Source organism: Marinobacter sp. MA, assembly GCF_048298425.1.
GTDB classification, from domain to species: domain Bacteria; phylum Pseudomonadota; class Gammaproteobacteria; order Pseudomonadales; family Oleiphilaceae; genus Marinobacter; species Marinobacter salsuginis.
On sequence record NZ_CP103058.1, the window covers coordinates 3,947,588 to 3,968,772 of the forward strand.

Annotated in this window: 16 protein-coding genes; 8 read left to right on the top strand and 8 right to left on the bottom strand. The window is 59.8% G+C overall.

What is annotated here, in order from left to right:
• Positions 1–58 precede the first annotated feature (58 nt).
• Positions 59–1,129 (top strand): ACR3 family arsenite efflux transporter, encoded by a 1,071-nt coding sequence (gene arsB / locus NUW46_RS18300; RefSeq protein ID WP_418140881.1) that lies wholly within the window; start codon positions 59–61, stop codon positions 1,127–1,129.
• Positions 1,130–1,256: 127 nt separating this feature from the next.
• On the top strand, positions 1,257–2,054 hold the full coding sequence (locus NUW46_RS18305) for an undecaprenyl-diphosphate phosphatase (RefSeq protein ID WP_418140882.1): 798 nt from the start codon (positions 1,257–1,259) through the stop codon (positions 2,052–2,054).
• A 204-nt stretch (positions 2,055–2,258) separates the two neighbouring features.
• Here NUW46_RS18305 and uvrD read toward each other — a convergent pair whose 3' ends face one another.
• Both uvrD and NUW46_RS18315 read right to left on the bottom strand, forming a co-directional pair.
• Positions 2,259–4,424: a DNA helicase II gene (gene uvrD / locus NUW46_RS18310; RefSeq protein WP_069182197.1), complete on the bottom strand. Its 2,166-nt coding sequence runs from the start codon at positions 4,422–4,424 to the stop codon at positions 2,259–2,261.
• 240 nt (positions 4,425–4,664) lie between these two features.
• On the bottom strand, positions 4,665–6,116 hold the full coding sequence (locus tag NUW46_RS18315; protein ID WP_069182198.1) for an NAD-dependent succinate-semialdehyde dehydrogenase: 1,452 nt from the start codon (positions 6,114–6,116) through the stop codon (positions 4,665–4,667).
• Between the two features lie 186 nt (positions 6,117–6,302).
• On the opposite strand from NUW46_RS18315, the gene NUW46_RS18320 reads away from it, so the two are divergent.
• Positions 6,303–7,316: a histone deacetylase family protein gene (locus NUW46_RS18320; protein WP_418140883.1), complete on the top strand. Its 1,014-nt coding sequence runs from the start codon at positions 6,303–6,305 to the stop codon at positions 7,314–7,316.
• A 4-nt stretch (positions 7,317–7,320) separates the two neighbouring features.
• Here the strand turns inward: NUW46_RS18320 and thiI are convergent, their stop codons facing one another.
• Entirely contained in the window at positions 7,321–8,775 is a 1,455-nt protein-coding gene (gene thiI, locus NUW46_RS18325) for a tRNA uracil 4-sulfurtransferase ThiI (protein WP_412536664.1), read from the bottom strand.
• A gap of 110 nt (positions 8,776–8,885) precedes the next feature.
• Between thiI and ppnN the strand changes: the two genes are divergently transcribed.
• Positions 8,886–10,268 (top strand): nucleotide 5'-monophosphate nucleosidase PpnN, encoded by a 1,383-nt coding sequence (gene ppnN / locus NUW46_RS18330; RefSeq protein ID WP_418140884.1) that lies wholly within the window; start codon positions 8,886–8,888, stop codon positions 10,266–10,268.
• Positions 10,269–10,292: 24 nt separating this feature from the next.
• On the opposite strand, the gene NUW46_RS18335 is transcribed toward ppnN, so the two are convergent.
• A complete protein-coding gene (locus NUW46_RS18335) occupies positions 10,293–10,628 on the bottom strand; it encodes a c-type cytochrome (protein ID WP_153634420.1) in 336 nt (111 codons plus the stop codon).
• A gap of 219 nt (positions 10,629–10,847) precedes the next feature.
• On the opposite strand from NUW46_RS18335, the gene NUW46_RS18340 reads away from it, so the two are divergent.
• Complete coding sequence (locus tag NUW46_RS18340; RefSeq protein WP_418140885.1) at positions 10,848–11,951, top strand: enoyl-CoA hydratase/isomerase family protein; 1,104 nt, start codon at positions 10,848–10,850, stop codon at positions 11,949–11,951.
• Positions 11,952–11,961: 10 nt separating this feature from the next.
• Here the strand turns inward: NUW46_RS18340 and NUW46_RS18345 are convergent, their stop codons facing one another.
• The 3 genes from NUW46_RS18345 to NUW46_RS18355 all read right to left on the bottom strand — a co-directional run bounded on the left by NUW46_RS18345 (position 11,962) and on the right by NUW46_RS18355 (position 15,078).
• Positions 11,962–12,459, bottom strand: coding sequence for an ankyrin repeat domain-containing protein (locus NUW46_RS18345; protein WP_136631166.1), 498 nt, complete (start codon positions 12,457–12,459; stop codon positions 11,962–11,964).
• A gap of 82 nt (positions 12,460–12,541) precedes the next feature.
• Entirely contained in the window at positions 12,542–14,701 is a 2,160-nt protein-coding gene (locus NUW46_RS18350) for a tRNA(Met) cytidine acetyltransferase TmcA (protein WP_418140886.1), read from the bottom strand.
• The gene (locus NUW46_RS18355; protein WP_418140887.1) at positions 14,701–15,078 is read right to left on the bottom strand and encodes a DUF2237 family protein; all 378 of its coding nucleotides are present in this window, start codon (positions 15,076–15,078) and stop codon (positions 14,701–14,703) included. The genes NUW46_RS18350 and NUW46_RS18355 overlap by 1 nt, the downstream gene beginning before the upstream one ends.
• Positions 15,079–15,272: 194 nt before the next feature.
• Between NUW46_RS18355 and NUW46_RS18360 the strand changes: the two genes are divergently transcribed.
• Positions 15,273–17,594, top strand: coding sequence for an ATP-dependent helicase (locus NUW46_RS18360; RefSeq protein WP_418140888.1), 2,322 nt, complete (start codon positions 15,273–15,275; stop codon positions 17,592–17,594).
• Positions 17,595–17,754: 160 nt separating this feature from the next.
• A complete protein-coding gene (locus NUW46_RS18365; RefSeq protein WP_418140889.1) occupies positions 17,755–18,963 on the top strand; it encodes an OmpA family protein in 1,209 nt (402 codons plus the stop codon).
• 147 nt (positions 18,964–19,110) lie between these two features.
• Here NUW46_RS18365 and NUW46_RS18370 read toward each other — a convergent pair whose 3' ends face one another.
• The gene (locus NUW46_RS18370; protein ID WP_418140890.1) at positions 19,111–20,385 is read right to left on the bottom strand and encodes a methyltransferase; all 1,275 of its coding nucleotides are present in this window, start codon (positions 20,383–20,385) and stop codon (positions 19,111–19,113) included.
• Between NUW46_RS18370 and NUW46_RS18375 the strand changes: the two genes are divergently transcribed.
• Positions 20,384–21,091: a tRNA/rRNA methyltransferase gene (locus tag NUW46_RS18375; RefSeq protein WP_418140891.1), complete on the top strand. Its 708-nt coding sequence runs from the start codon at positions 20,384–20,386 to the stop codon at positions 21,089–21,091. The genes NUW46_RS18370 and NUW46_RS18375 overlap by 2 nt on opposite strands.
• Positions 21,092–21,185 lie beyond the last annotated feature (94 nt).

Here is a 21,185-nt window from a genome sequence, read left to right on the forward strand (position 1 = left end):
TATCTATATTTGTGCATAATAGTCACCGCATCTTCACGAGTAAAGGAATCCGGGCAACATGACGACCAACCCAGACATAGCCCAGAAGGAAGGCTCCGGCGAAGGCATGGACCTGTTCGGCAGGTACCTGTCGGTGTGGGTGGCCCTGGCCATCATCGCCGGTGTAGCTCTGGGCCAGATCGCACCGGTGGTGCCGGAAACCCTGTCCCGTTTCGAATACGCGCAGGTCTCCATCCCCATCGCCATTCTGATCTGGGCGATGATTTTCCCGATGATGGCGCAGATTGATTTCAGTGCGGTGGTCGGGGTACGCAAAGAACCGAAGGGCCTGGCGATCACTACCATAGTGAACTGGCTGATCAAGCCCTTCACCATGTTTGCCATTGCCTGGTTCTTTCTGATGGTGGTGTTCGAACCATGGATCGCGCCGGGACTGGCCAGCGAGTACCTGGCCGGAGCGATCCTGTTGGGTGCGGCGCCCTGCACCGCCATGGTGTTCGTGTGGAGTTACCTGACCAAAGGCGATGCCGCCTATACCCTGGTGCAGGTATCCCTGAACGACATCATCATGCTGTTCGCTTTCGCCCCGATTGTTGTGTTCCTGCTGGGCATTTCCGACATCCAGGTACCTTGGGATACCGTGCTGCTGTCCGTCGTCCTGTACATCGTGATTCCGCTGACGGCCGGCTACTTGACCCGCCGCGCCCTGATCTCTCGCCACGGTCAGCAGTGGTACGACGATGTGTTTATGAAGCGGCTCAGCCCGGTCACTCCGGCGGCGCTGATCGTCACCCTGGTGCTGCTGTTTGCCTTCCAGGGCGAAGTAATCCTGAACAACCCCCTGCACATTGCGCTGATTGCCGTGCCACTGATTGTTCAGACCTTCCTGATTTTCTTCCTGGCCTATGGCTGGGCAAGGCTCTGGAAAGTACGCCACTGCATCGCAGCGCCGGGCGCCATGATTGGTGCCAGCAACTTCTTCGAACTGGCCGTGGCCGCGGCCATCGCCCTGTTCGGCCTGCAATCCGGAGCCGCGCTGGCTACTTTGGTTGGCGTGCTCGTGGAAGTACCGCTCATGCTGATGCTGGTAAAAATAGCCAATCGCACCCGGGACCGGTTTCCCGCCTGAATCCCGGTGGTCAGCACCGGGGTTTCAGTCACGGTGCTGACCTTACCCGCTACCTGTTCAGCTCACGCCCACCCTGCTAATATCCCGCCCACATTTCTGACGCACCGAACCTGACGGAATCCACGCAATGGACGTTTTCCAGGCCCTATTCCTTGGCCTTCTCCAGGGACTGACCGAATTCCTGCCGATCTCCAGCTCCGCCCACCTGATCCTGACCCCTGCATTGTTCGGCTGGACCGATCAGGGCGTAGGTTTTGATCTGTCCGTGCACGTCGGGACCTTGCTGGCGGTTGTGCTCTATTTCCGGCGGGACGTCTTTGGCATCGCCCGGGACGGACTGATCTCGATTGGCCAGCGCAAAATCGTCGGCCAGGGTGCCCTGGCCTGGTACCTGGTGATCGGCACCATCCCGGCAGGCCTGGCCGGCCTGGCCTTGCTGGACATGATCGACAACGAATTGCGGGCGGTGGAAGTCATCTTCTTCACCACCCTGTTCTTCGGCCTGCTACTGGGCGTTGCCGACTGGCTGCCAAAACGCCAGCGCACCCTGGACAAGCTCAACTGGAAAGACGCCGTCCTCGTCGGCATCGCCCAGGCCATGGCATTGGTCCCGGGCACCTCCCGTTCCGGCGTTACCATCACCGCCGGCCTGTTCCTCGGCATGACCCGGGAAACCGCCTCACGGTTCTCGTTTCTGCTGGCAATTCCCATTATCGTGCTGGCATCAGCCGTGAAACTGCTGGAAGTGGCAACCTCGGACGTGATCGTCGACTGGGGTGGCTTCCTGATTGGCGGGGTAACTTCGTTCCTGATGGCCATCACCGCGATCCACTTCTTCCTGAAGTGGCTGAACAAGGTGGGGATGTGGCCGTATGTCATCTACCGGATTGTTCTGGCAGGTGTGATCTATGCGGTTCTGATGTAAGACCGGTAGCGCGAGAAAGGCGCGCGGAACGTCAGGAATTTTCAGACGCACAGGGACGGGTAGCGCTCTCCAAAACTGTGCGGAGCCATGGATGGCGGAGCCCAAGCGTCACAGGGATGTGCCGCAAGGAGCGTGTTTTGGAGAGCGCTACCCGTTCCTGGGCATAACTCCAAAAACTCAAGCCACGCCATAATCGCGCGGAATCTAGCAGGCCTCCAAAGGCGCATAAGCCAAAACCAGCCACTTCGCGCCCTCATCAAAGTTCACCTGCACCCGCGTATGGTGCCCGGTACCCTCAGAGTTCATCACAATCCCCTCACCAAACTTCGGATGACGAACCCGCTGCCCGAGGCTGAAGCCGGATTGCTGCGCCGAATCCTGAGCGAAAAGACTCTCATTAGGGCGCTCAACCATCGCCGGTCGAGTCACGGTATTGCGTAGCCGCACTTCCTGCAGACAATCGCCCGGAATTTCCCGCACAAACCGGGACAGAGCGTTAAACTTCTCCTGCCCGTACAACCGGCGGGATTCGGCGTAAGTAAGCACCAGCTTTTTCATGGCCCGGGTAATACCCACGTAGGCCAGACGACGTTCCTCTTCCATGCGACCCGGCTCTTCCAGGGACATGCCGTGAGGGAACAAACCTTCCTCCACACCGGCCAGGAACACCATCGGAAACTCCAGCCCTTTGGCAGAATGCAGGGTCATCAGCTGCACGCTGTCCTCATGGGCTTCGGCCTGGGATTCGCCGGCGTCCAGCGCGGCCTGGGCAATAAATTCCGCCAGCGGGTCCACGCCGTCTTCCACTTCATAGTCAGACAGGGCGTTGACCAGTTCCTCCAGGTTCTCCACCCGCGCCTGACCTTTCTCGCCCTTTTCGCTGGCGTGATAGTCCTTCAGCCCGCTGTCCTCAATGGTCTGCTTCATCAACCCGTGCAGGGTTGCATCCCCCACCATGCCGGACAGTTTTTCGATAATCGCAATAAACGACTGCAGCCCGGTTTTGGCGCGGCCTTTCACCTGCCCGGCTTCCAGCAGGCGCTCGGCGGATTCCCACAACGAGATGCTCTGCTCGGTGGCGTATTCCCGCAGCTCCGCCAGGCTCTTGGCGCCAATGCCACGGGGCGGCACGTTCACCACCCGCTCAAACGCCGCATCGTCGCGGCGATACTGAACCAGCCGCAGGTACGCCAGGGCGTTGCGTATTTCCTGGCGATCATAGAAGCGCAGGCCGCCGTAGACCCGATAGGGAATCCCCTGGCGCATCAGCGCCTCTTCCAGCACACGGGACTGGGCATTGGAGCGGTATAGAATCGCGCACTCACTGCGAAGATTGCCGTCCTGAACCCAGGCGGAAATGCTGTCGGCGATGTAGTTCGCTTCATCCTGTTCGTTGAACGCCGCGTACAGACTGATCGGCTCGCCTTCCGGGCCGTCGGTCCAGAGCTCTTTGCCAAGCCGACCCTGGTTATTGGCGATCACAGCGTTGGCCGCCTTCAGAATCATCTGGGTGGAACGATAGTTTTGCTCCAGGCGCACCAGCCGAGAATTGGGAAAATCCCGCTGGTATTGCTGGATGTTCTCGATCTTGGCGCCTCGCCAGCCGTAGATGGACTGATCGTCGTCACCCACCACCGTCAGCGGCACCCGGTTGCTGGCCAGCACCTGCAGCCAGGCGTATTGAATGGTGTTGGTGTCCTGGAACTCGTCAACCAGAATGTGCTGGAACCGGCCCTGGTAGTGGGCCAGCAGCTCTGGCCGGTGCAGCCAGAGCTCGTGGGAGCGCAGAAGCAACTCGCCAAAATCCACCAGACCACCCTGCTGGCAGAGCTTCTCGTACTGGCGGTAAATCTTCAGCATGATCGACAGAAACTGATCGCCCGGATTCTCCTGGATATGATCCGCCCGCAGCCCCTCGTCCTTCTGGCTGTTGATAAACCACTGGGCCTGCTTCGGCGGCCACTTGCTCTCGTCGATCTGGTTTTCGCGCATCACCCGTTTGATCAGCCGCAGCTGGTCGTCGCTGTCCAGCACCTGGAAGTTCTCGGGCAGTCCGGCGTCTTTCCAGTGCGAACGCAGTAGGCGGTGAGCGATGCCATGAAACGTGCCGAACCAGAGTCCACGGGCCGGAATCTGCATCATCTGCTCGATGCGATAACGCATTTCCTTGGCGGCCTTGTTGGTGAAGGTCACCGCCAGGATGCCAGTGGGCGGAACCCGATCCACAGTCATCAACCAGGCGATCCGGTGCACCAGAACACGGGTTTTGCCACTACCGGCACCGGCCAGAACCAGAAGGTGATCGTTCTGTGCGGTAACAGCTTCACGCTGGGCATCGTTCAAAGGATCGATGATGTGGGAGACGTCCATAAAGAATCGGTTCGCTACTGGTTAAATAAACAGGTCTGAGAGTATAACAGGAGAAATGCGGGATTTCTTTTGGGCTTGGGTTAGCCCTTTTCTTGAGGGGAATAGCACGAGGGCGGGGCTCTGTTCAGGACACGCTACGAGCACATCCATGTGCGCTTGGCTGTGGCCATCCCTGGCCACAGACAGTCCTGAACAGAGCCCCGCCCCCGCGCTTATCTCGCTTTGGAGATGGCTTCTCTCTTAAAAACCTCTCGGCACCGTCTGAGCTTCCACAAACTCGAACAGACCTTCCAGACCACCTTCACGGCCTATACCAGAGGCCTTCATGCCACCAAACGGCGCTTCCGGCGTCGGGCCGGTGCCGGTGTTCCAGCCACAATGGCCGAAGCGAAGGCCGGCAGCCACGCGCTGGGCTCGCTCGGCGTCGTTGGTGAACACGTACGAGGCCAGGCCGAACTCGGTGTCGTTGCCGGCTTCGATCACTTCCTCTTCGGTGCGGAACAGCGCCATGGGCACCAGCGGGCCGAAGGTTTCCTCCTGGTAGCAGCACATATCGCGGTTTACACCGTGTACCACCGTGGGCGGGAAGAACAGATCGTTGCCCAGCTCCTCCGGCTTCTTGCCGGCGACCAGGGTCGCGCCTTTCTCAAGGGCGTCCTGCACGTGGCGTTTGACCTTGTCGTAGCCAGCCTGGTTGATCAGCGGGCCAATATCCACGTCGCCATTGATGCCGTCACCGACGGTCATTTTGTTGACCCGCTCGGCAAGCTTTTCACCAAAGGCATCGGCCACTTTCTCATGCACGAAGATCCGGTTGGCACAGACACAGGTCTGGCCACCACCACGGAACTTGTTGGCGATGAGGTTGTCCGCCGCGGCGTCCAGATCGGCGTCGTCGAAGACGATGAACGGCGCGTTGCCGCCCAGTTCCAGGGCCAGTTTCTTGACCTGCTCGGCGGTGTCGACGATCAGCTTGCGGCCCACTTCTGTGGAGCCCGTAAAGCTGAGCATGGGTACATCCGGGCTTTCGCAGAGTACCTTCCCGATCACACTGGCCTTGCCCATCACCAGGTTCACCATGCCGTCGGGCATGTCCGTGTGCTTGTCCATCAGGCTGAACAGGGCAATCATGGTCAGCGGGGTTTCACTGGCGGGCTTGATCACGGACGGACAGCCCGCGGCCAGAGCCGCCGACAGCTTTTTGGCAATCATGCCAATGGGGAAGTTCCAGGGCGTGATCAGGCCGGCGACACCGATGGGCCGGTAGTGAACCGTCCAGGTGCAGTCTTTCGGTTTCTCGGGAATGGTGTGCGCGTCCAGGGCCTGGATGTGCTTGGAGCAGTAATCGAAGAACCCGGCGGCATAATCTACCTCGCCCTGGGCCTCTTGCAGCGGTTTGCCATGTTCCATGCACAAAATCCGACCGACTTCTTCCTTGTTGGCCTTGAGCGCGTCCCGTATGTCTTCCAGCCACTTGCGGCGGGTCTCGATGCTGTAAGGACTTGTAAGCCGAAGCGCCGACTTGCCGGATGCGATGGCAGCGTTCACTTCCTCTTCCGACATGGATGCGACCTGGGCGATCACCTTGCCCGTTGCCGGGTTATAAACATCGAAGGTGTTGCCATGCTCATTGTCAGTCCAGCGACCACCGATATAGCCGGTCAGCTTTTCCAGCAGGGGTGACTCGATCATCTCGGCTCCTCTTCTGTGATTGGCTCCGCCCCCGTGTGGAGCGCAGTATAGGTAATCTGGTTGCGTCAGTGTTTTATGTCTTCCATAGTGGATGTTGTATCCCGACCTGTAAAGTCAAGGGCAGGCTTTTGATCATCCCCTGAGTGTGCCTATACTCGGGGAATCAGACACTCAGGAGACCGGACAATGAAGGCATTTTTCCATCACGCACAGGATGAGCATATTCCACAGACGTACTTTACCCGTGGACAGATGCGCCAGCCCCAGGAGATCCCTGCTCGTACCGGTGAAATGTTGGGCGGACTGAAGGAAATGGGCATTTCCGTGCTGCAGCCAGCGGACCAGGGTGCGGGGCCCATCTCGAAGGTTCACGATCTGGGTTACCTGCGTTTTCTGGAATCCGCCCATCGGCGCTGGAAACAGATGGATGACTGGGGTGATGAAGTCATCTCCAATATCTTTGTCCGTTCCCCCAACCACCTGACAGGCATCCTGGCCGAAGCAGCCCGCTACCAGGCCGACGGCAGTTGCCCGATCGGCGAGAACACCTGGCACGCGGCCTACTGGTCGGCCCAGAGCGCGCTCGGTGCTGCCGATGCGCTGATAGCTGGCGATCGCACCTCCTACGCTGTGTGCCGCCCGCCGGGCCACCATGCCCGCCGGGATGCGGCCGGCGGGTTCTGCTACCTGAACAATGCCGCGATCGCCGCCGAGCACATGAAAACCCGGTTCCCCCGGATCGTGATCCTGGATACCGACATGCACCATGGCCAGGGCATTCAGGAGATCTTCTACGACCGCAGCGACGTGCTCTACATCTCAATCCATGGCGATCCCACCAACTTCTACCCGGTGGTCACCGGCTTCGAGAACGAGCGTGGCGAAGGGGAAGGCTTTGGCTACAACATCAACATGCCGATACCTCACGGTTCAACGGAAGACGATTTCTTTGCAAAACTGGACGACGCCCTGGCGGCCATAAAGCTTTACCAGCCGGACGCCCTGATCCTCGCCCTCGGTTTCGATATCTACAAGAACGATCCACAGGCCAAGGTATCAGTCTCTTCCGAAGGCTTCTGCAGGCTCAGCACCCACGTGCGTCAATTGGGGCTACCAACCTTGGTGGTTCAGGAAGGCGGGTACGATCTGGACGCCCTGAGCGAGAACGTCCAGCAGTTCTTCAAAGGCCTGGCGGGCTGAAGCTTCAGGCGGCGGGCACGTAGACTTTCACGTTCGCGTGCCCTTCGGCCTTGAGGTGGCCCGCGTGCATCCGGCTCATGGTACCCCGATCGCAGTACAGCAGGTATTGCCGGTTGGCCGGCAACTCCGGCAACTGCTGGTTCAGCTCGTAAAACGGGATCTGAAGAATCTCGTTATTGGTGAGCTTGAGCGGTGACTGTTCGCCCTCCGAAGGGTGGCGCACGTCGATGATCACATCATCCACCGATGGCGTCTGCACCAATTCCACTTCTTCAGGTGTCACGGTCGTCTCCAACAACCGGTTCACGGGTGTTTCCTCACGGGCCTCAATCGCACTGGCGAGCACCGAGGCGTCCATCTGGGCCTCGTCTTCCTCCACCCGGTGCAGCTTGGCTCTGGTAGCCGGCTTCTGGGAGATCACACCGCAATACTCGGGCATGTTGCGGGCATAGACTTCAGTGCCAATTTCACGGGCGATACGGATAATGGATTCCTTGTCCATGGACACCAACGGGCGAAGAACCACTTCGTCACTGGCGCGATCCACCACGTTAAGGTTGCTCAGAGTCTGACTCGACACCTGGGCTACCGCGTCGCCGGTCACCACCCCGGAGGCGTTGTTCTTTTTGGCAATCTCGGCAGCCGCCATCAGCATCTGGCGCTTCAGCACCACACCCCAGTGACGGTGACTAACCGAACGCATGATTTCGGCAACCACGCCCTCGAAGGGCACGGAGATAAATTTGGCGCTGTGGGAGGCGCCGTAGCGGTCCCACAGGTAATGCACCACCTGGCGTACACCCACCTCATGGGCGGCGCCCCCCAGATTGAAAAACAGGAAATGGTTGCGCAGGCCCCGGCGCATCATCAGATAGGCGGCTACCGAAGAATCGTACCCCCCGGAAATCAGAGTCAGGACATTTTCGACACTGCCCAGCGGATAGCCGCCTAATCCGCGATGTTTGCGGTGGGCGATGTGGAACTGGTCGTCATGCACTTCAATTCGCACTTCAACCTGCGGCGATTTCAGATCGACACCTCTGGCCTCCGATGCCTGCATCAGGGCGCCGCCGACTGTCCGCTCCAGATCGATGGAGCGGAAATTGTGCTCGCCATGGCGCCGGGCCCTGACGGCGAAGGTTTTGCCTTTCAACCGGTCAGCAAACGCTTCAACGGCTTTATCGGCCACATCGTCAAGGCTGACAAACGGAAATGCCCCGATTTCCTGAATCGTGGAAATACCCGGTATGCGCAAAAGCGCCTCCAGGACAGGGCCGGAGAGTCCGCGGCCATCAGGCACTTCCACATCCACCCGGTCCCAGCTACCGTCCACCCGAATCTCGGGATCCAGCCGTGCCAGCAGTTTTCGGATGTTCTGCCGCAGGTGACGCATCTGCTGACGACGGACGGGTTTACTCTTGATCGCAACTTCCGGAGCGGGACGAATAAGCAGTTTCATAAATCGGAATTTTGTCGGGTGGCGTATTGTATGGAAAGGCCTTAGTCTACCCTTTTGACCCGATGCCTCAAAATCGGGCATTTCCGCAACATTCAGGAGTTTCACCGTTAATGCAGGAATCGACCATCAATGCTCTGGTGTCACCCGAGGGCAGTCTCGAGATTCTCTCCAACCACGAGGTCAACCGCCTCAAGGACCGCAGCGAAGGGGGCCTGTACCGGCTATTTCGCCAGTGCGCCCTGGCGGTCCTGAATACCGGGGTGGAAACCGACGACTGCAAGGCATTGATGGAATCTCATGCCGACTTCGATGTCCGCCTGGTACCTCAGCCCCGGGGGCTGAAACTGGAACTGATCAATGCGCCTGCGCATGCGTTCGTTGATGGACAGATGCTTAGGGCAATCCGTGAGCACCTGTTCTCTGTCCTGAGGGATATCATCTACTCCCATTCGATTCCCCAGTCTGCCGCCGGTTTCCGGCGGGACGACCCGGAAGACCTGACCAACTACGTTTTTCACATCCTCCGCAATGCCCGGGTGCTGCAGGCCGGGCGGCAGCCAGATCTGGTGGTCTGCTGGGGAGGCCACTCGATCGGGCATGACGAATACCAGTACAGCAAGGATGTGGGCCATCAACTAGGGTTGAGAGCCCTGAGTATCTGTACCGGATGTGGCCCGGGCGCCATGAAGGGGCCCATGAAAGGCGCCACCATCGGTCACGCCAAGCAACGGGTTAAAGACGGCCGCTACATTGGCATCACCGAGCCCGGCATCATTGGCGCGGAAGCCCCCAACCCCATCGTCAATGAACTGGTGATCATGCCGGACATCGAGAAACGCCTGGAGGCCTTCGTCCGCTGTGGTCACGGCGTGATTGTGTTCCCGGGCGGGGTCGGCACCGCCGAGGAGATTCTGTACCTGTTGGGCATCCTGCTGCATCCGGACAATGCTGATCTGCCTTTCCCGGTGGTGTTTACCGGTCAGCAGGAGAATGCGGAATACTTCGAAATGATCGACAAGTTCATTCGGAACGCCCTTGGGGACGAAGCCGCGAGCAAGTACGAGATCATCATTGATGATCCAGTGCGCGTGGCGCAGACCATGAAAAAGGGCATGAAGGAGGTGGAGACTTTCCGGCGCGCCATGCAGGATGCCTACTACTTCAACTGGATGCTGAAGATCGACCCGGTGTTTCAGCTACCGTTCGAGCCAAATCACGACAATATGCGAGCCCTGGAGCTTCACCGGGACCAGCCCGTGCACCTGATAGCCGCGAATCTGCGCAAGGCATTCAGTGGCATTGTGGCCGGGAATGTCAAAGAAGGTGGTATTCGACAGGTTCAGGAGAAGGGGCCATTTGAAATTGCCGGTGATCCCAGCCTGATCAAACCGCTTGAGGCCATGCTTGAACAGTTTGTAGCCCAGAATCGGATGAAACTGCCGGGTTCCTCGGCCTACAAACCCAGCTACCGTATCGTCAGCGGAGCGGCCTGAGCCGCCTCGCTGACCTTTACGCGTTTACTTACCGCCGTCTGCCGGCAGGCTGGCGTAATAAGCTGCCAGATTTGCGATATCTGTATCACTCAAGGCAGCAGCCTGACCCTGCATGATGGCCGCCTGGCCGCCGGAGCGCTGCTTGTTCTTGTACGCCTTCAGAGCCGATACCAGATATTGCTCATTCTGGCCCGCCAGGTTCGGATAGGTCGGGATCTGCGCAAGACCATTCTGACCATGACACGCAGCGCAGACGGCCGCCTTGGCCTTACCAGCTTCCGCGTCGCCGGCAGAAACTACTGCAGGCACAGCAGCGCCAAGCGCAAAAATTCCCGCAACAGCGTAGTGTTTCAGATTCATTGTCATTACCCTCTCATCATCGTTTTCAAGATTTTCAGGCCGGTTCGGACGCCGGACGGTAAACTGATTAGCACTTATAGCACAGAGCCGGGGAACCTCAAATGCGATAGGTCAAGGACGGCTTTTCGACGTTCGTCCTCTTTCCTGGCCGGGCTATTAAGGTGAAAGTACGTTCAATTCCGAATCCAAGATCGATTTAATTCTCCGGAGATAACGTCAATGTCTGTAGAGGCCCAGGAACTTGCCTGTCGCGAAGGCCACATCGGTGTTCTGACGCTCAACTCCCCAGGCACGCTCAATGCGCTTTCCGAGCACATGATCCAGCAGACCCAGGAAATCCTCGATCGGTGGGCCGAGGACGATCGGATCTGCATTGTGGTTATACGGGGAGCGGGCGACAAAGCCTTCTGCGCCGGCGGCGACATCCGTGAACTTTACGACGCGATTCAGAGCCCGGAAGAGCCAGAGAAACCGGTACGCTTTTTCACCCGGGAATATCGGATGGACTACAACATTCACCGTTTTCCCAAGCCGGTATTGGGTATCGCCCACGGCGTGGTGATGGGCGGTGGTCTTGGTGTGTTTTCCGGCTGCCGATACCGGCTGGTAACGCCGGATGTCACGCTTGCGATGCCCGAGATCACCATCGGCCTGTTTCCGGATGTTGGCGCCAGCTGGTTCCTCAAAAGGCTACCCGGCCGGCTGGGCCTGTTCATGGGCCTGACCGGTGCTCGCCTGAACGTGAGCGATGCACTTCGGGTCGGCCTTGCGGACATGGCCATCCTGCCGGAAGACCGGGACCGTTTGCTGGATCGCCTGGCCTCTGAACGGTGGACCGGGCAGACCGCCGCGGACGACAACCGCCTTTTCCGCCTGCTCAATCAGATCCAGACACCGGATTACCGGTCGCTGCCGCCCAGCCATTTGGCAAAACACGAACAGCGGATTGCCCGGCTGAGCGCGGGCGATGAACTGCCCGAAATCGTCGATCAGTTGCTCACGGCGGAGGTGGACTGCGACTGGTGGCATGCCTGCATGAACACACTGAGGATGGGATGCCCGGTGTCGGCCTGGCTGGTCTGGACCCAGTTGCAAAAGGCCCAGCAGATGTCCCTGAAGGACGCCTTCCGGATGGAGCTGGCGATGGTCTCGGAATGCATCCGCCGGCCGGACCTGGCCGAGGGCATTCGAGCCCTGGCCATCGATAAGGATCGGCAGCCAAAGTGGAGTTACCTGAGCGTTGCTGAGGTACCGGAAGAAGTGGTTGCGGCCCATTTCACCGCGGAGTGGGATGACGAAACCGATCCGATGGGGCTGGAATAGCGTCCGGGAACTACAGCTGCGCGCCCGCCTGCACCAGCAGCATTTCCAGATCCCGGTTATTGGTGGCCCGGGCGATGTCCAGCGCGGTCTGGCCGTCGCTGGCCCGGTAATTCACATCAGCCCCGGCAGCCACCAGCCTCTCCGCGGTCAGCAAGTCGCCATTGGCCACTATCTTCATGAGCAGGGATTCCCCACCCTGGCTGACATTGACGTTGGCACCGGCCGCCAGTAACACCTTGACCACCGAGAGATGGCCGTTTTCGGCGGCGCGCATCACCGGGGTATAGCCGTTGCGGTCGCTGGTGTTCACATCGGCGCCGGCGGAAAGCAACAGCTGCACGCGTCTTTTTTCACCATTGCCTGCTGCTGTAATCAGCAGCGCGTCGGCCTCGGCCAGGGCCTCGGGGCTGAGCGTAACCGGCTGGCTCTGGGAAGCGCAGGCAGACAGGAAAGCAAGAAGCGGAAGCAAAATCAGCAAAAAACGGGGGGCGCCGGTTCCCTTGGCCATAGCAAACAGTCTCTGTGGGGCTTTGTAGAAGGATACGAGGCCCTATTCTGGGCAGACACCATCGGAAATTAAATCGAGCGAGTCACAAACCCGGACCGTCCTTGAGAAGATCGCGAACCAGCTGCCGCAAGCGATCTTCGCCGTCTCTCTGCCCCAGGCACAGCTTCTCGGCCTGAAGCGAGGACCATGGCGCACCCTGAAGTACACAGCGGCACCAGAGGGCGCGGTCTGCATGGCCACGCAACCCTGCCATGGCACCGGGCGTCTGACTCAGCTTCCGCAGCACCGGAACCGTTATCTGAAACCCCCGGTGGCCGTTGGCGAAATTCCGAAGCTCCCTAAAATCGTCGGCATCCAACGCCAACCCGGGTGGCAATTCTGCGGTTATCTCCGCCAGCGTATCCGTGTCCAGCCCCGACCAGTTGTCCGGCACCAGGGTTAGCCAATGGCCAGCGAGCCGCTTGCGGATACGCCCCTCCAGTTCCCGGCCTGGCCGCGAGATACCCTGGATCATCTGCAGCGGGTACTCACCACTGGACGCCTCCTGTTGCAGCCCCACTCTCACCACACGAAGACCACAGTTTTGCCAGAACGCCAGCAGGTCGGCGCTGCCACCAAAACTGGTTCCCAGGTAATCAACGCCCTGTTCAGCACTGTAGGCTCGTGCGGCCTCCACCAGGCTTCGGCCAATACCCGACCGCCTGGCGTCGTCTGACACTGCAATCCGGACCACCCGGAGCGCTTTCAGGGCAGCGGCTTCAGGATAGCCGCTGTGGCTGGCCAGTGACTGCGGCAGTAAATGGCCGCGAATTCGACGGGTCCCCAGACTGACCTGCTCCGCCAGCCCGGCCGAAAGCCCACCTTCGAGGGCACACCAGAGTATTCCAACCGTGCGTTCGCCAATTCTCGCCCGCCAGCTTCGGGCGGCAATATCATCCAGCCATTGCCGCAGATCAGCGGGACTGGTCCGGTAATGGGCATCCACCAGCAAGCCAAAGGCGTTCGACAACGCCTCGTCACTGGCGGTTGCCGGCTGCCAGGGCTCGATCACCAGTTCCCCGGCGCTGTTTTCGGTTTCCACGGCTGAACCACTGCCATCTGCCGCCAGCAGGAAGAGCTGGGTGATCAGGGTCTCCAGTGTATCCCCACTGGCCCAGCGCACCGGTTCGGTCAGCGTTGCCGCCTGCCAGTGAGGCGTTGATTGCTCAAGGACCTGTCGAAAGCGTATGGCAAAGCCACGGCCGGCGCCCTCGTAACCATGCACCGTGGTGGCAAACGCTACCCTGGGCCAGCCCAGAAGGATCGATTTCAACAGAGGCGCGGGAAGAGCCGCTGCCTCATCCACCAGAACCACCTCGGCCTCCGGCCGCGATGCCAGGAGTTCCTGAACCGGAACATACCTCAGGCGCGCGCCCGACCGGGTTGTCAGCGTACCAGCGCTGGCCTGCTCCAGTTGATCGGCCAGAGCCTCGCGCGCGTGACGGAACAGGGTGTCCACATTCTGTTTTGACGGCGCAGTAACAACAATTTCCTGCCTGCCTTTCTTCAGCAATTCCGCGGCCGCCATACCCAGAGCGGCGGACTTACCCCGCCCCCGGTCTGCCGTGACAACCAGTGGCCGGCGTCTTCGGCCCTGGCCAAACCGAACCAGGCGCTGGATCAATTGTTCCTGGTCCGGGGTTGTTTCAATCCGGAAGCTTTGCTCCGGTATCTGCGGAATGGTCAGCGAGGGCGTTTCGGCACGGCCCGGGGATATGCGGATCACAGCCTCATGGTCGGCAAGAATGTCGGCCATGCGGGCGGCGAAAGGATGCTCGCCACCATGGTCCAGGCCGGTTCTCGGGTAATCCGGGTCGGCAAAACGGCGCCATTCATCCAGCGGTGGCATCAGCCAGAACAGCATGCCGCCGGCGGTCAATGCTCCGGAGAGCGCCGCGAAGGCATCCGGAGGGTTTCCCTGCCAGCCGTCCCAGACAATCACGGAAACCTCACTGCCGAGCCATTTCCTGGCCTCAGTGGGAATAATCCCCGTCAGACGAGAATCAGGGCTCTGGTCTGCCGGGCCGGTCCAGACGCCGGTTTGAATGTCGAGCTCAGGTAGCAGGCCAGAAAGCCACCTGAGGTTGCTCTCCCGATTGCCCTCCAGCAGGACCAGACGGCGTTCGCCTCTGGCGGCAAGACTGGCCTGCAGGGCACGCCAGATTGCATGATCTGGGGCGGCATCGGGTTCAGGGTGGCTCATCAGCTGAGGTCGGCACCGTGGGCTTTGAGGTCATCCAGGGCGCATTTTTCCAGAGCGGCCTGGTGGGTGGCGCGCAGGCGCACTCTTGGTGCGCAACCAGCCTCAAAGGCTTCCTGCCAGCGGCCGGCGCACAGGCACCAGCTGTCGCCTGCTTTCAGGCCTTCGAAGCCAAACTCGGGCCTGGGGGTGCTGAGGTCGTTACCCCGGGCTTTGGAGAATTCCAAGAAGTCGTCGGTGACTACGGCGCAGACGGCATGCAGGCCAAAGTCATCGGGGCCGACGTTGCAGCAGCCATCGCGGTAGAAGCCGGTCATCGGGTCTTTGCCGCAGGTTTCCAATTTTTCGCCGAGTACGTTGATCGATTCTGCTATTTCCATCTTGCATAAACCTTCTGACATTGGAGTTAGCGGTGTTTGGATAGACTTTCAAAAACACGCTCCTTACGGCACATCCCTGTGACGCTTGGGCTCCGCCATCCCTGGCTCCGCACAGTTTTTGAAAGTCTATCCAAACACCGCAGTCAAGCTGAGAGTTATAGTCCTTGCTTAAGTCCATTTCAGGAAGACCAATTATGCGGCAGCGGTATCCGCTCTACCAGCGGGCCGTTACAATACCGGCCATGCCGACCGAACCCCAAATTTCTGATACCACCAACCTGCCGGATTACCTTACCGATGAACAGCGGGCGATTATTACCGCCGGCTATGAACATGCGGTGATTACCGCCGTGGCCGGCAGTGGCAAGACGTCGACGCTGGCGTGGCGGATTCGGTATCTGCTGGAGCAGGGGCATGATCCGGACCGGATGCTGGTGCTGATGTTCAACCGCAGTGCCCGGGTGGATTTCGAGCGCAAGCTGCAAGAGGTTTGCGCCCAGCGCGGGCTGGCGCTGCCGGAGATTCGGACCTATCACGCCATGGGCCTTCGGCTGTACAAACGGTTTGTTCGGGAGGGCTATCTGCCGGGGTTTTCGGAGAAGATCCTGACCGAGCAGGAGATCAGTTTTCAGGCCTGGCAGTTAACGCGTCGGTTGGCGCCGGAGGATCTGGCGGATGAGATTCGGCGCAACAAGAAGGATTTCGTCGAGACGGCGACGGGGTTTATTGATCTGGTGAAGACGACGCTGTCGCCGGCAGAGATTGTGTTTGAGGAGTTGGGGTACTCGGACAAGCACAAATACCTCATTGATTTGTTCCACAGTTTTGAACAGTGGCGCAAGAGCCAGGGTCGGATCAGTTATGCCGACATGCTGTATGAGCCGGTGATGGCTATTCACCAGAATCCTCCGTTGCAGCGACTTGTTGGCAACAAGATGGATCTGATCCTGGTGGATGAGTACCAGGACACCAATGAGATACAGCATTTGCTGTTGCGCTACGTGGCCGGGGACCGGGCCCGGGTGACGGTGGTCGGTGACCCGGATCAGACGATCTACGAGTTCCGGGGCGCGAAGCCGGAGTTTATCCTCAAACGGTTCAGCGATGAGTTCGAAAGCCCGCTGGAGCAGACTCTCAGCTACACCTTCCGGTATGGCCACCGGGTGGCACTGCTGGCAAACCATCTGATCTGCCACAACACGGGGCGCAAGGATGTGCTTTGCCACTCCCACCCTTCCACTCCGGGCACGAAGATCACCCTCCATCGGGCGGAGAGCGATGCCGATACCGTTTTGCAGATTCTGCAGGGTCAGTCGGAACCGGCCCTAGCCGGAACGGCGATTCTGTTCCGGGTCTGGAGTCAGAGTGTCCCTATTGAGCTGAAGCTGCTGGCCCGGCAGATTCCCTACCGGATTGATGCCGGCAAGGGCGCGCTGTTCAGCCGGGAAGTGCAGGCGATCACCGCCCTGCTGATGGTGGTGACCGGCAAGCTGGAAAACCTGCCGGACGAGGATCGGCTTGAGCTGGCACGGCAGTTGTTGCGTTTCCCCCACGTTGGCTTGAAAGAGCCCGAATTGGAGCAACTGGCACGGTTCCTGTCAGGGTTTTCCGGTGGCTGGCACGAGCGGTTGCTGGCCATGGATTTTGACGCTCTGGCACCGATGGCGGCCCGTAAGCTGCGAAAGCTTGGCGAGGTGCTTGCCCAGCTTCGCAGTTATGGGGGGCCGGTTGCAGGACTGATCAGTGTCTATGCCGAGCATACAGACCTCTATGAAGGCATCCGGAGCCTGGCCCTGACCCACGAAAGCGCTGAAGAGCGGATTGATACCGTTCAAGGATTCCGACAGTACCTGAAAAGCCTGGATGTCACCGCCGAAGGCGCCCTGGAGCACCTGAAAGCCCTGAAGCAACAGGCGGGCGAAAAGCGTCAGGGGGGCGTTTTGCTCTCGACCATTCATCGCACCAAGGGGCTGGAATGGCCAACCGTGATCATTCCCGGCCTGCAGGAAAAATACCTGCCGTACAGCCCGCGCCCGCAGGACGACGCCAGAGGATTTCTGGAGAGTGAACGGCGGCTACTCTATGTGGCCATGACGCGAACCCGCCAGCGGCTGCATCTGATTACCCGCCCCGCCAGCAAGCAACCCCATCTGGACGGCGATCTGGGCCCGAGCCGGTTTGTGGAGGAATTCTGCTTCGAACTGGCCGAGGAGTTCGGACGCTGGTTGGATGAACGAAGTCCAGCCCAGTCCTCAACCATCCGGTTGACCGCCCCTCTCACGCCGGTTAGCCAACGCTATGCCAACCGGGAAAATGTCGCCATCGAAGGCAATGCGGCAACGTCTGCCAACTCGATGGAACCACTCTGGCATCAGAAACGTCTTAGCCACGCGATTTTTGGCCCGGGCTCGGTGGTTACCGAGGATGAAGGCTCCTTCGAAGTGCGCTTCGATAACGGCGAAATCCTCAACTTCAGCAAAAAGAGCGCGCATCTGTACTTCACTGCTCTGGCCTGAAACGACTTCCGGCTCGTAACGGTCAACTGGGTAAAATTGCGGACGTAACAATCCGTATCATTTTTTTGTCTTTTTTGGCCTACTAGCCTAAATTCCGGGTATACAAGCACTTTTCATATAGAAGTGCGGTACCACAACGACAATGAACAGGAGGTTCTGCATGAACGTCATGCGTCCGATTTCCGCGGCTGTTCTCGCCGCCACCCTTGCAACTCCAGCCATCGCCGACCGTCAGGAAACCATCTATATCAACCCGTTTGCGGGTTTCCAGCTGTTTGACGACAAGCGCGACCTGAGCGAGACCGGCACGTTCGGGGTTGGCGTGGAATACCGTTTCCGTCCCCATTGGTCCGTTGAGGCGCTATACTCGCGCGCCGATGCCGATCGCAAGTACGTGCCCGGTGAGTCCGAGTTCGACGAAGTCAGGGTCGATGGCACCTACTACTTTGCAGGCCCGGACGAAGCCTGGAATCCGTATGTTTCCCTGGGTGCCGGCCATGCAGACTTCGGTTCTGACAATAGCGGTGTTCGCACCGCCGGCAGTAACCACGATGAGACGCGGGTGAACGTCGGCACCGGCTTCCGCTATAACATCAGTGATTCCGTATCGCTGCGCGGCGATCTCCGTGAATTCCATGGCATTGATGAAAGCACCTTCGACACCCAGGTCTCTCTGGGCATCAGTTTTGCCTTTACCCGCACTGTGGCCCAGGCAGCCGCAGAGCCTGCACGTCCTACAGATGCTGATGGCGATGGCGTCCCGGACTCACGTGACCAGTGCCCCGGCACGCCGGCAGGCGCAACCGTTGACGGCAATGGCTGCGAACCGGATTCGGATCGCGACGGCGTTGCCGACAGCCGAGACCAGTGTCCCGACACCCCGCGCGGTGCGGAAGTAAACAGTCGTGGCTGTGAACTGGACAGCGATAACGACGGCGTAGTCAACAGCCAGGATCTGTGCCCGAACACCACCGCCGGCGCAGAAGTGGATGACACAGGCTGTGAGGGTGTCACCGAAACCATCCAGACCTTCACCATCGAAGTGAAGTTCCCGACCAACAGCTCCGTGATTGGCAACGCCTACGATGAGGAAATCCGTCGCGTGGCTGATTTCATGCAGGAAAACCCGGAAACCATCGTGGAGATTGCCGGTCACACCGACAGCGCCGGTGCCGCCGACTACAATCAGTTCCTGTCCCAGCGCCGTGCCGAAGCAGTTGCCGGCCGTCTGACAGGTCCTCTGGGCGTTGATCCGGCGCGGGTGGAAGCCGTAGGTTATGGTGAGGAGCAGCCAATTGCCTCTAACGAGACAGCAGCTGGCCGCGCAGAGAACCGCCGGGTCGAAGCTCGCATTCAGGTTCGCCGTTGAGTTACGGGCTTTCGCTGAGTGGATTGAAAAGGCGCCTCCGGGCGCCTTTTTTGCGTCTGGAAACACGCGAGGAACTGATGCCGCTTCTCAGTCCGGGTTTACAGACCCGCTATTACGGTGCACTTTATGAGCTGACCTATGTGTATTTCAGGGATGGCTGTGTTGAACGGGTGGAGTACCGGAAACCCTGACCGCATCGATCAGCAGGTTACGGGGCGTCAGAGCCCGATCGCAGAAGTGACCAAGACGTACCTGGTAGCCCTGCTCTTCCAGGAAGAGCGCATAGTCGAGCACCATCCAGAGTTCCAGTGGGCGCCGGAACAGGTGCCGGACCAGCTCATGACGGCGAACCTCTGCCAGCCGACGCTCGCCAAACGCCAACCAGTGATCAAACTCGACCCTGTCGGGTAACTCAAGGTGCTTTTTCGCTGCGGCCCATCGACAAAAAGCTGGAAAGCCTTCCCTCAGCAGTCGCGCCGGATGGGAAGGTACAGGAAGGTATTCGTCCTGCCCCCGCAAGAACCGTTGCAGGCCATCGAACGCCAGGCGCCACTGGCTGATCAAACGCGTCTGTTCCCGAACCCGGGCAGGCGCCGTCACCGTTTCCTGGACCGCCAGCCGCAGATCATTTCGGCCCGGTTGCAGCACCCCCTGATAGCCCGACGCCCGCCGGGAAAGGGGGCGGTAAATGTCCTGGTCGGTCAGGTGGTAGCAGCAGGGTGAAATACTCAGCCGGGGCAATCCAGTCTCGCTGCCGCGTTTGAGCAGCTGCCGGTGCAGATCGCCGCAGGCATGGAGTGCAACGCCATGGTAATCGTCTGGAAGCTTCAGTCCCGGGGCCATTACGTCCTGGCAGCCGATCGACACCCGATCCCCGAAGTGCTCGGCCAGACGGTTTCCATCATGAACCAGCTCCGGATTCCACTCGAAACCCTGGATCTCACCGGGGCACAACGGCGCCAGCGTCCGCGCAAGATGGCCCTTGCCGCAGCACCAGTCCAGGGCGGGGTGGTCCAGTGGCGCCAGTGCGGCGGCAAAGGCACCCGACTGTAGACGCTTTCGGCCGGGCATATCCGTAGCCCGGATTTCCGGCAGGGTCGCCTTTGATGCCTCATCGTCCGAGGGCAAAAGCGCCGGCAGTTGCACGATGTCCGCATACCCTTCCAGGGACGGCAGCCACCGTGCTGCCCGAGCCGCCAATTCAACGGGCCTGTCATCCAGGTACTGGCATTCTGCATCGCTTAGCTCTGCCAGCATCGCTGCCAGTTCCGGATAAGCTTTTGTCCAGGCCGGCTGCGGTGTCATGAACGGCACCGGCTGCCAGAACGCCTGGTGCTGCACCAGCCAGTCGTTCAGCTGCTGCCATCGCTGGTAAAAAGATTCCGCGCCGTGGTGTAAACTCGCCGCCGGAGGTAACGTCATGAAACTGGCCTTTGTACTTGTTGAGCCCAAGGTTCCCGAAAATGTCGGTGCGGCCGCCCGTGCCCTGTGCACCATGGGCTTCGGCGAGCTCTGGCTGGTCAACTCGGACCTGCACACCCGCTCCGACGCCCACTGGCTGGCTCACGGCAGCGACCACATCCTGGACAATGCGCGCATTTTCCCCGATCTGGCAGCGGTAAGAAACTCCGTAGACCTGCTAATGGGAACCTCCGCCAAGACCCGGCATCAGCGCCAGGATTGGCACGGCCCCTCTGATCTGCGGAAGCTTCTGGCTACGAAGGGGGCGTCCGTCGCAACCGCAGCGCTGGTGTTTGGCCGGGAAGATCGTGGGCTTTCCAATGACGAACTGGCACTCTGCGATCTGCTGACCGGCATTCCCATGAAGGTCGCCTACCCCTCCCTGAATCTGGCCCAGTCGGTGATGCTCTATGCCTGGGAAATGTCCGGGCTTTCAGATTCTATGGATGATGAACCTGAGCCTGCCGATGAACATCGGCTTGGCGCCCTCCGCAACCGGCTCGAAACCCTGCTACCCGAACTCGATACGCCGCCTGAAGGGAAGCTGTCCCAGTGGGTTTTCGAGCGGCTGCCATTGCTGTCTGATCGGGATATCGGGTTTGTTCATACGCTGTGTTCGAATATTGAGCGTAGACTTGGGCCTCATTCGCGCTCCGATTCCGAGTAGTCACAGGACGGATAGCCCTTCCCGGGATACGCTGTGAATACGTCCATGTACGCTCGACGAAAACATCCATGTTTTCGACGATCCCGGGAAGGGC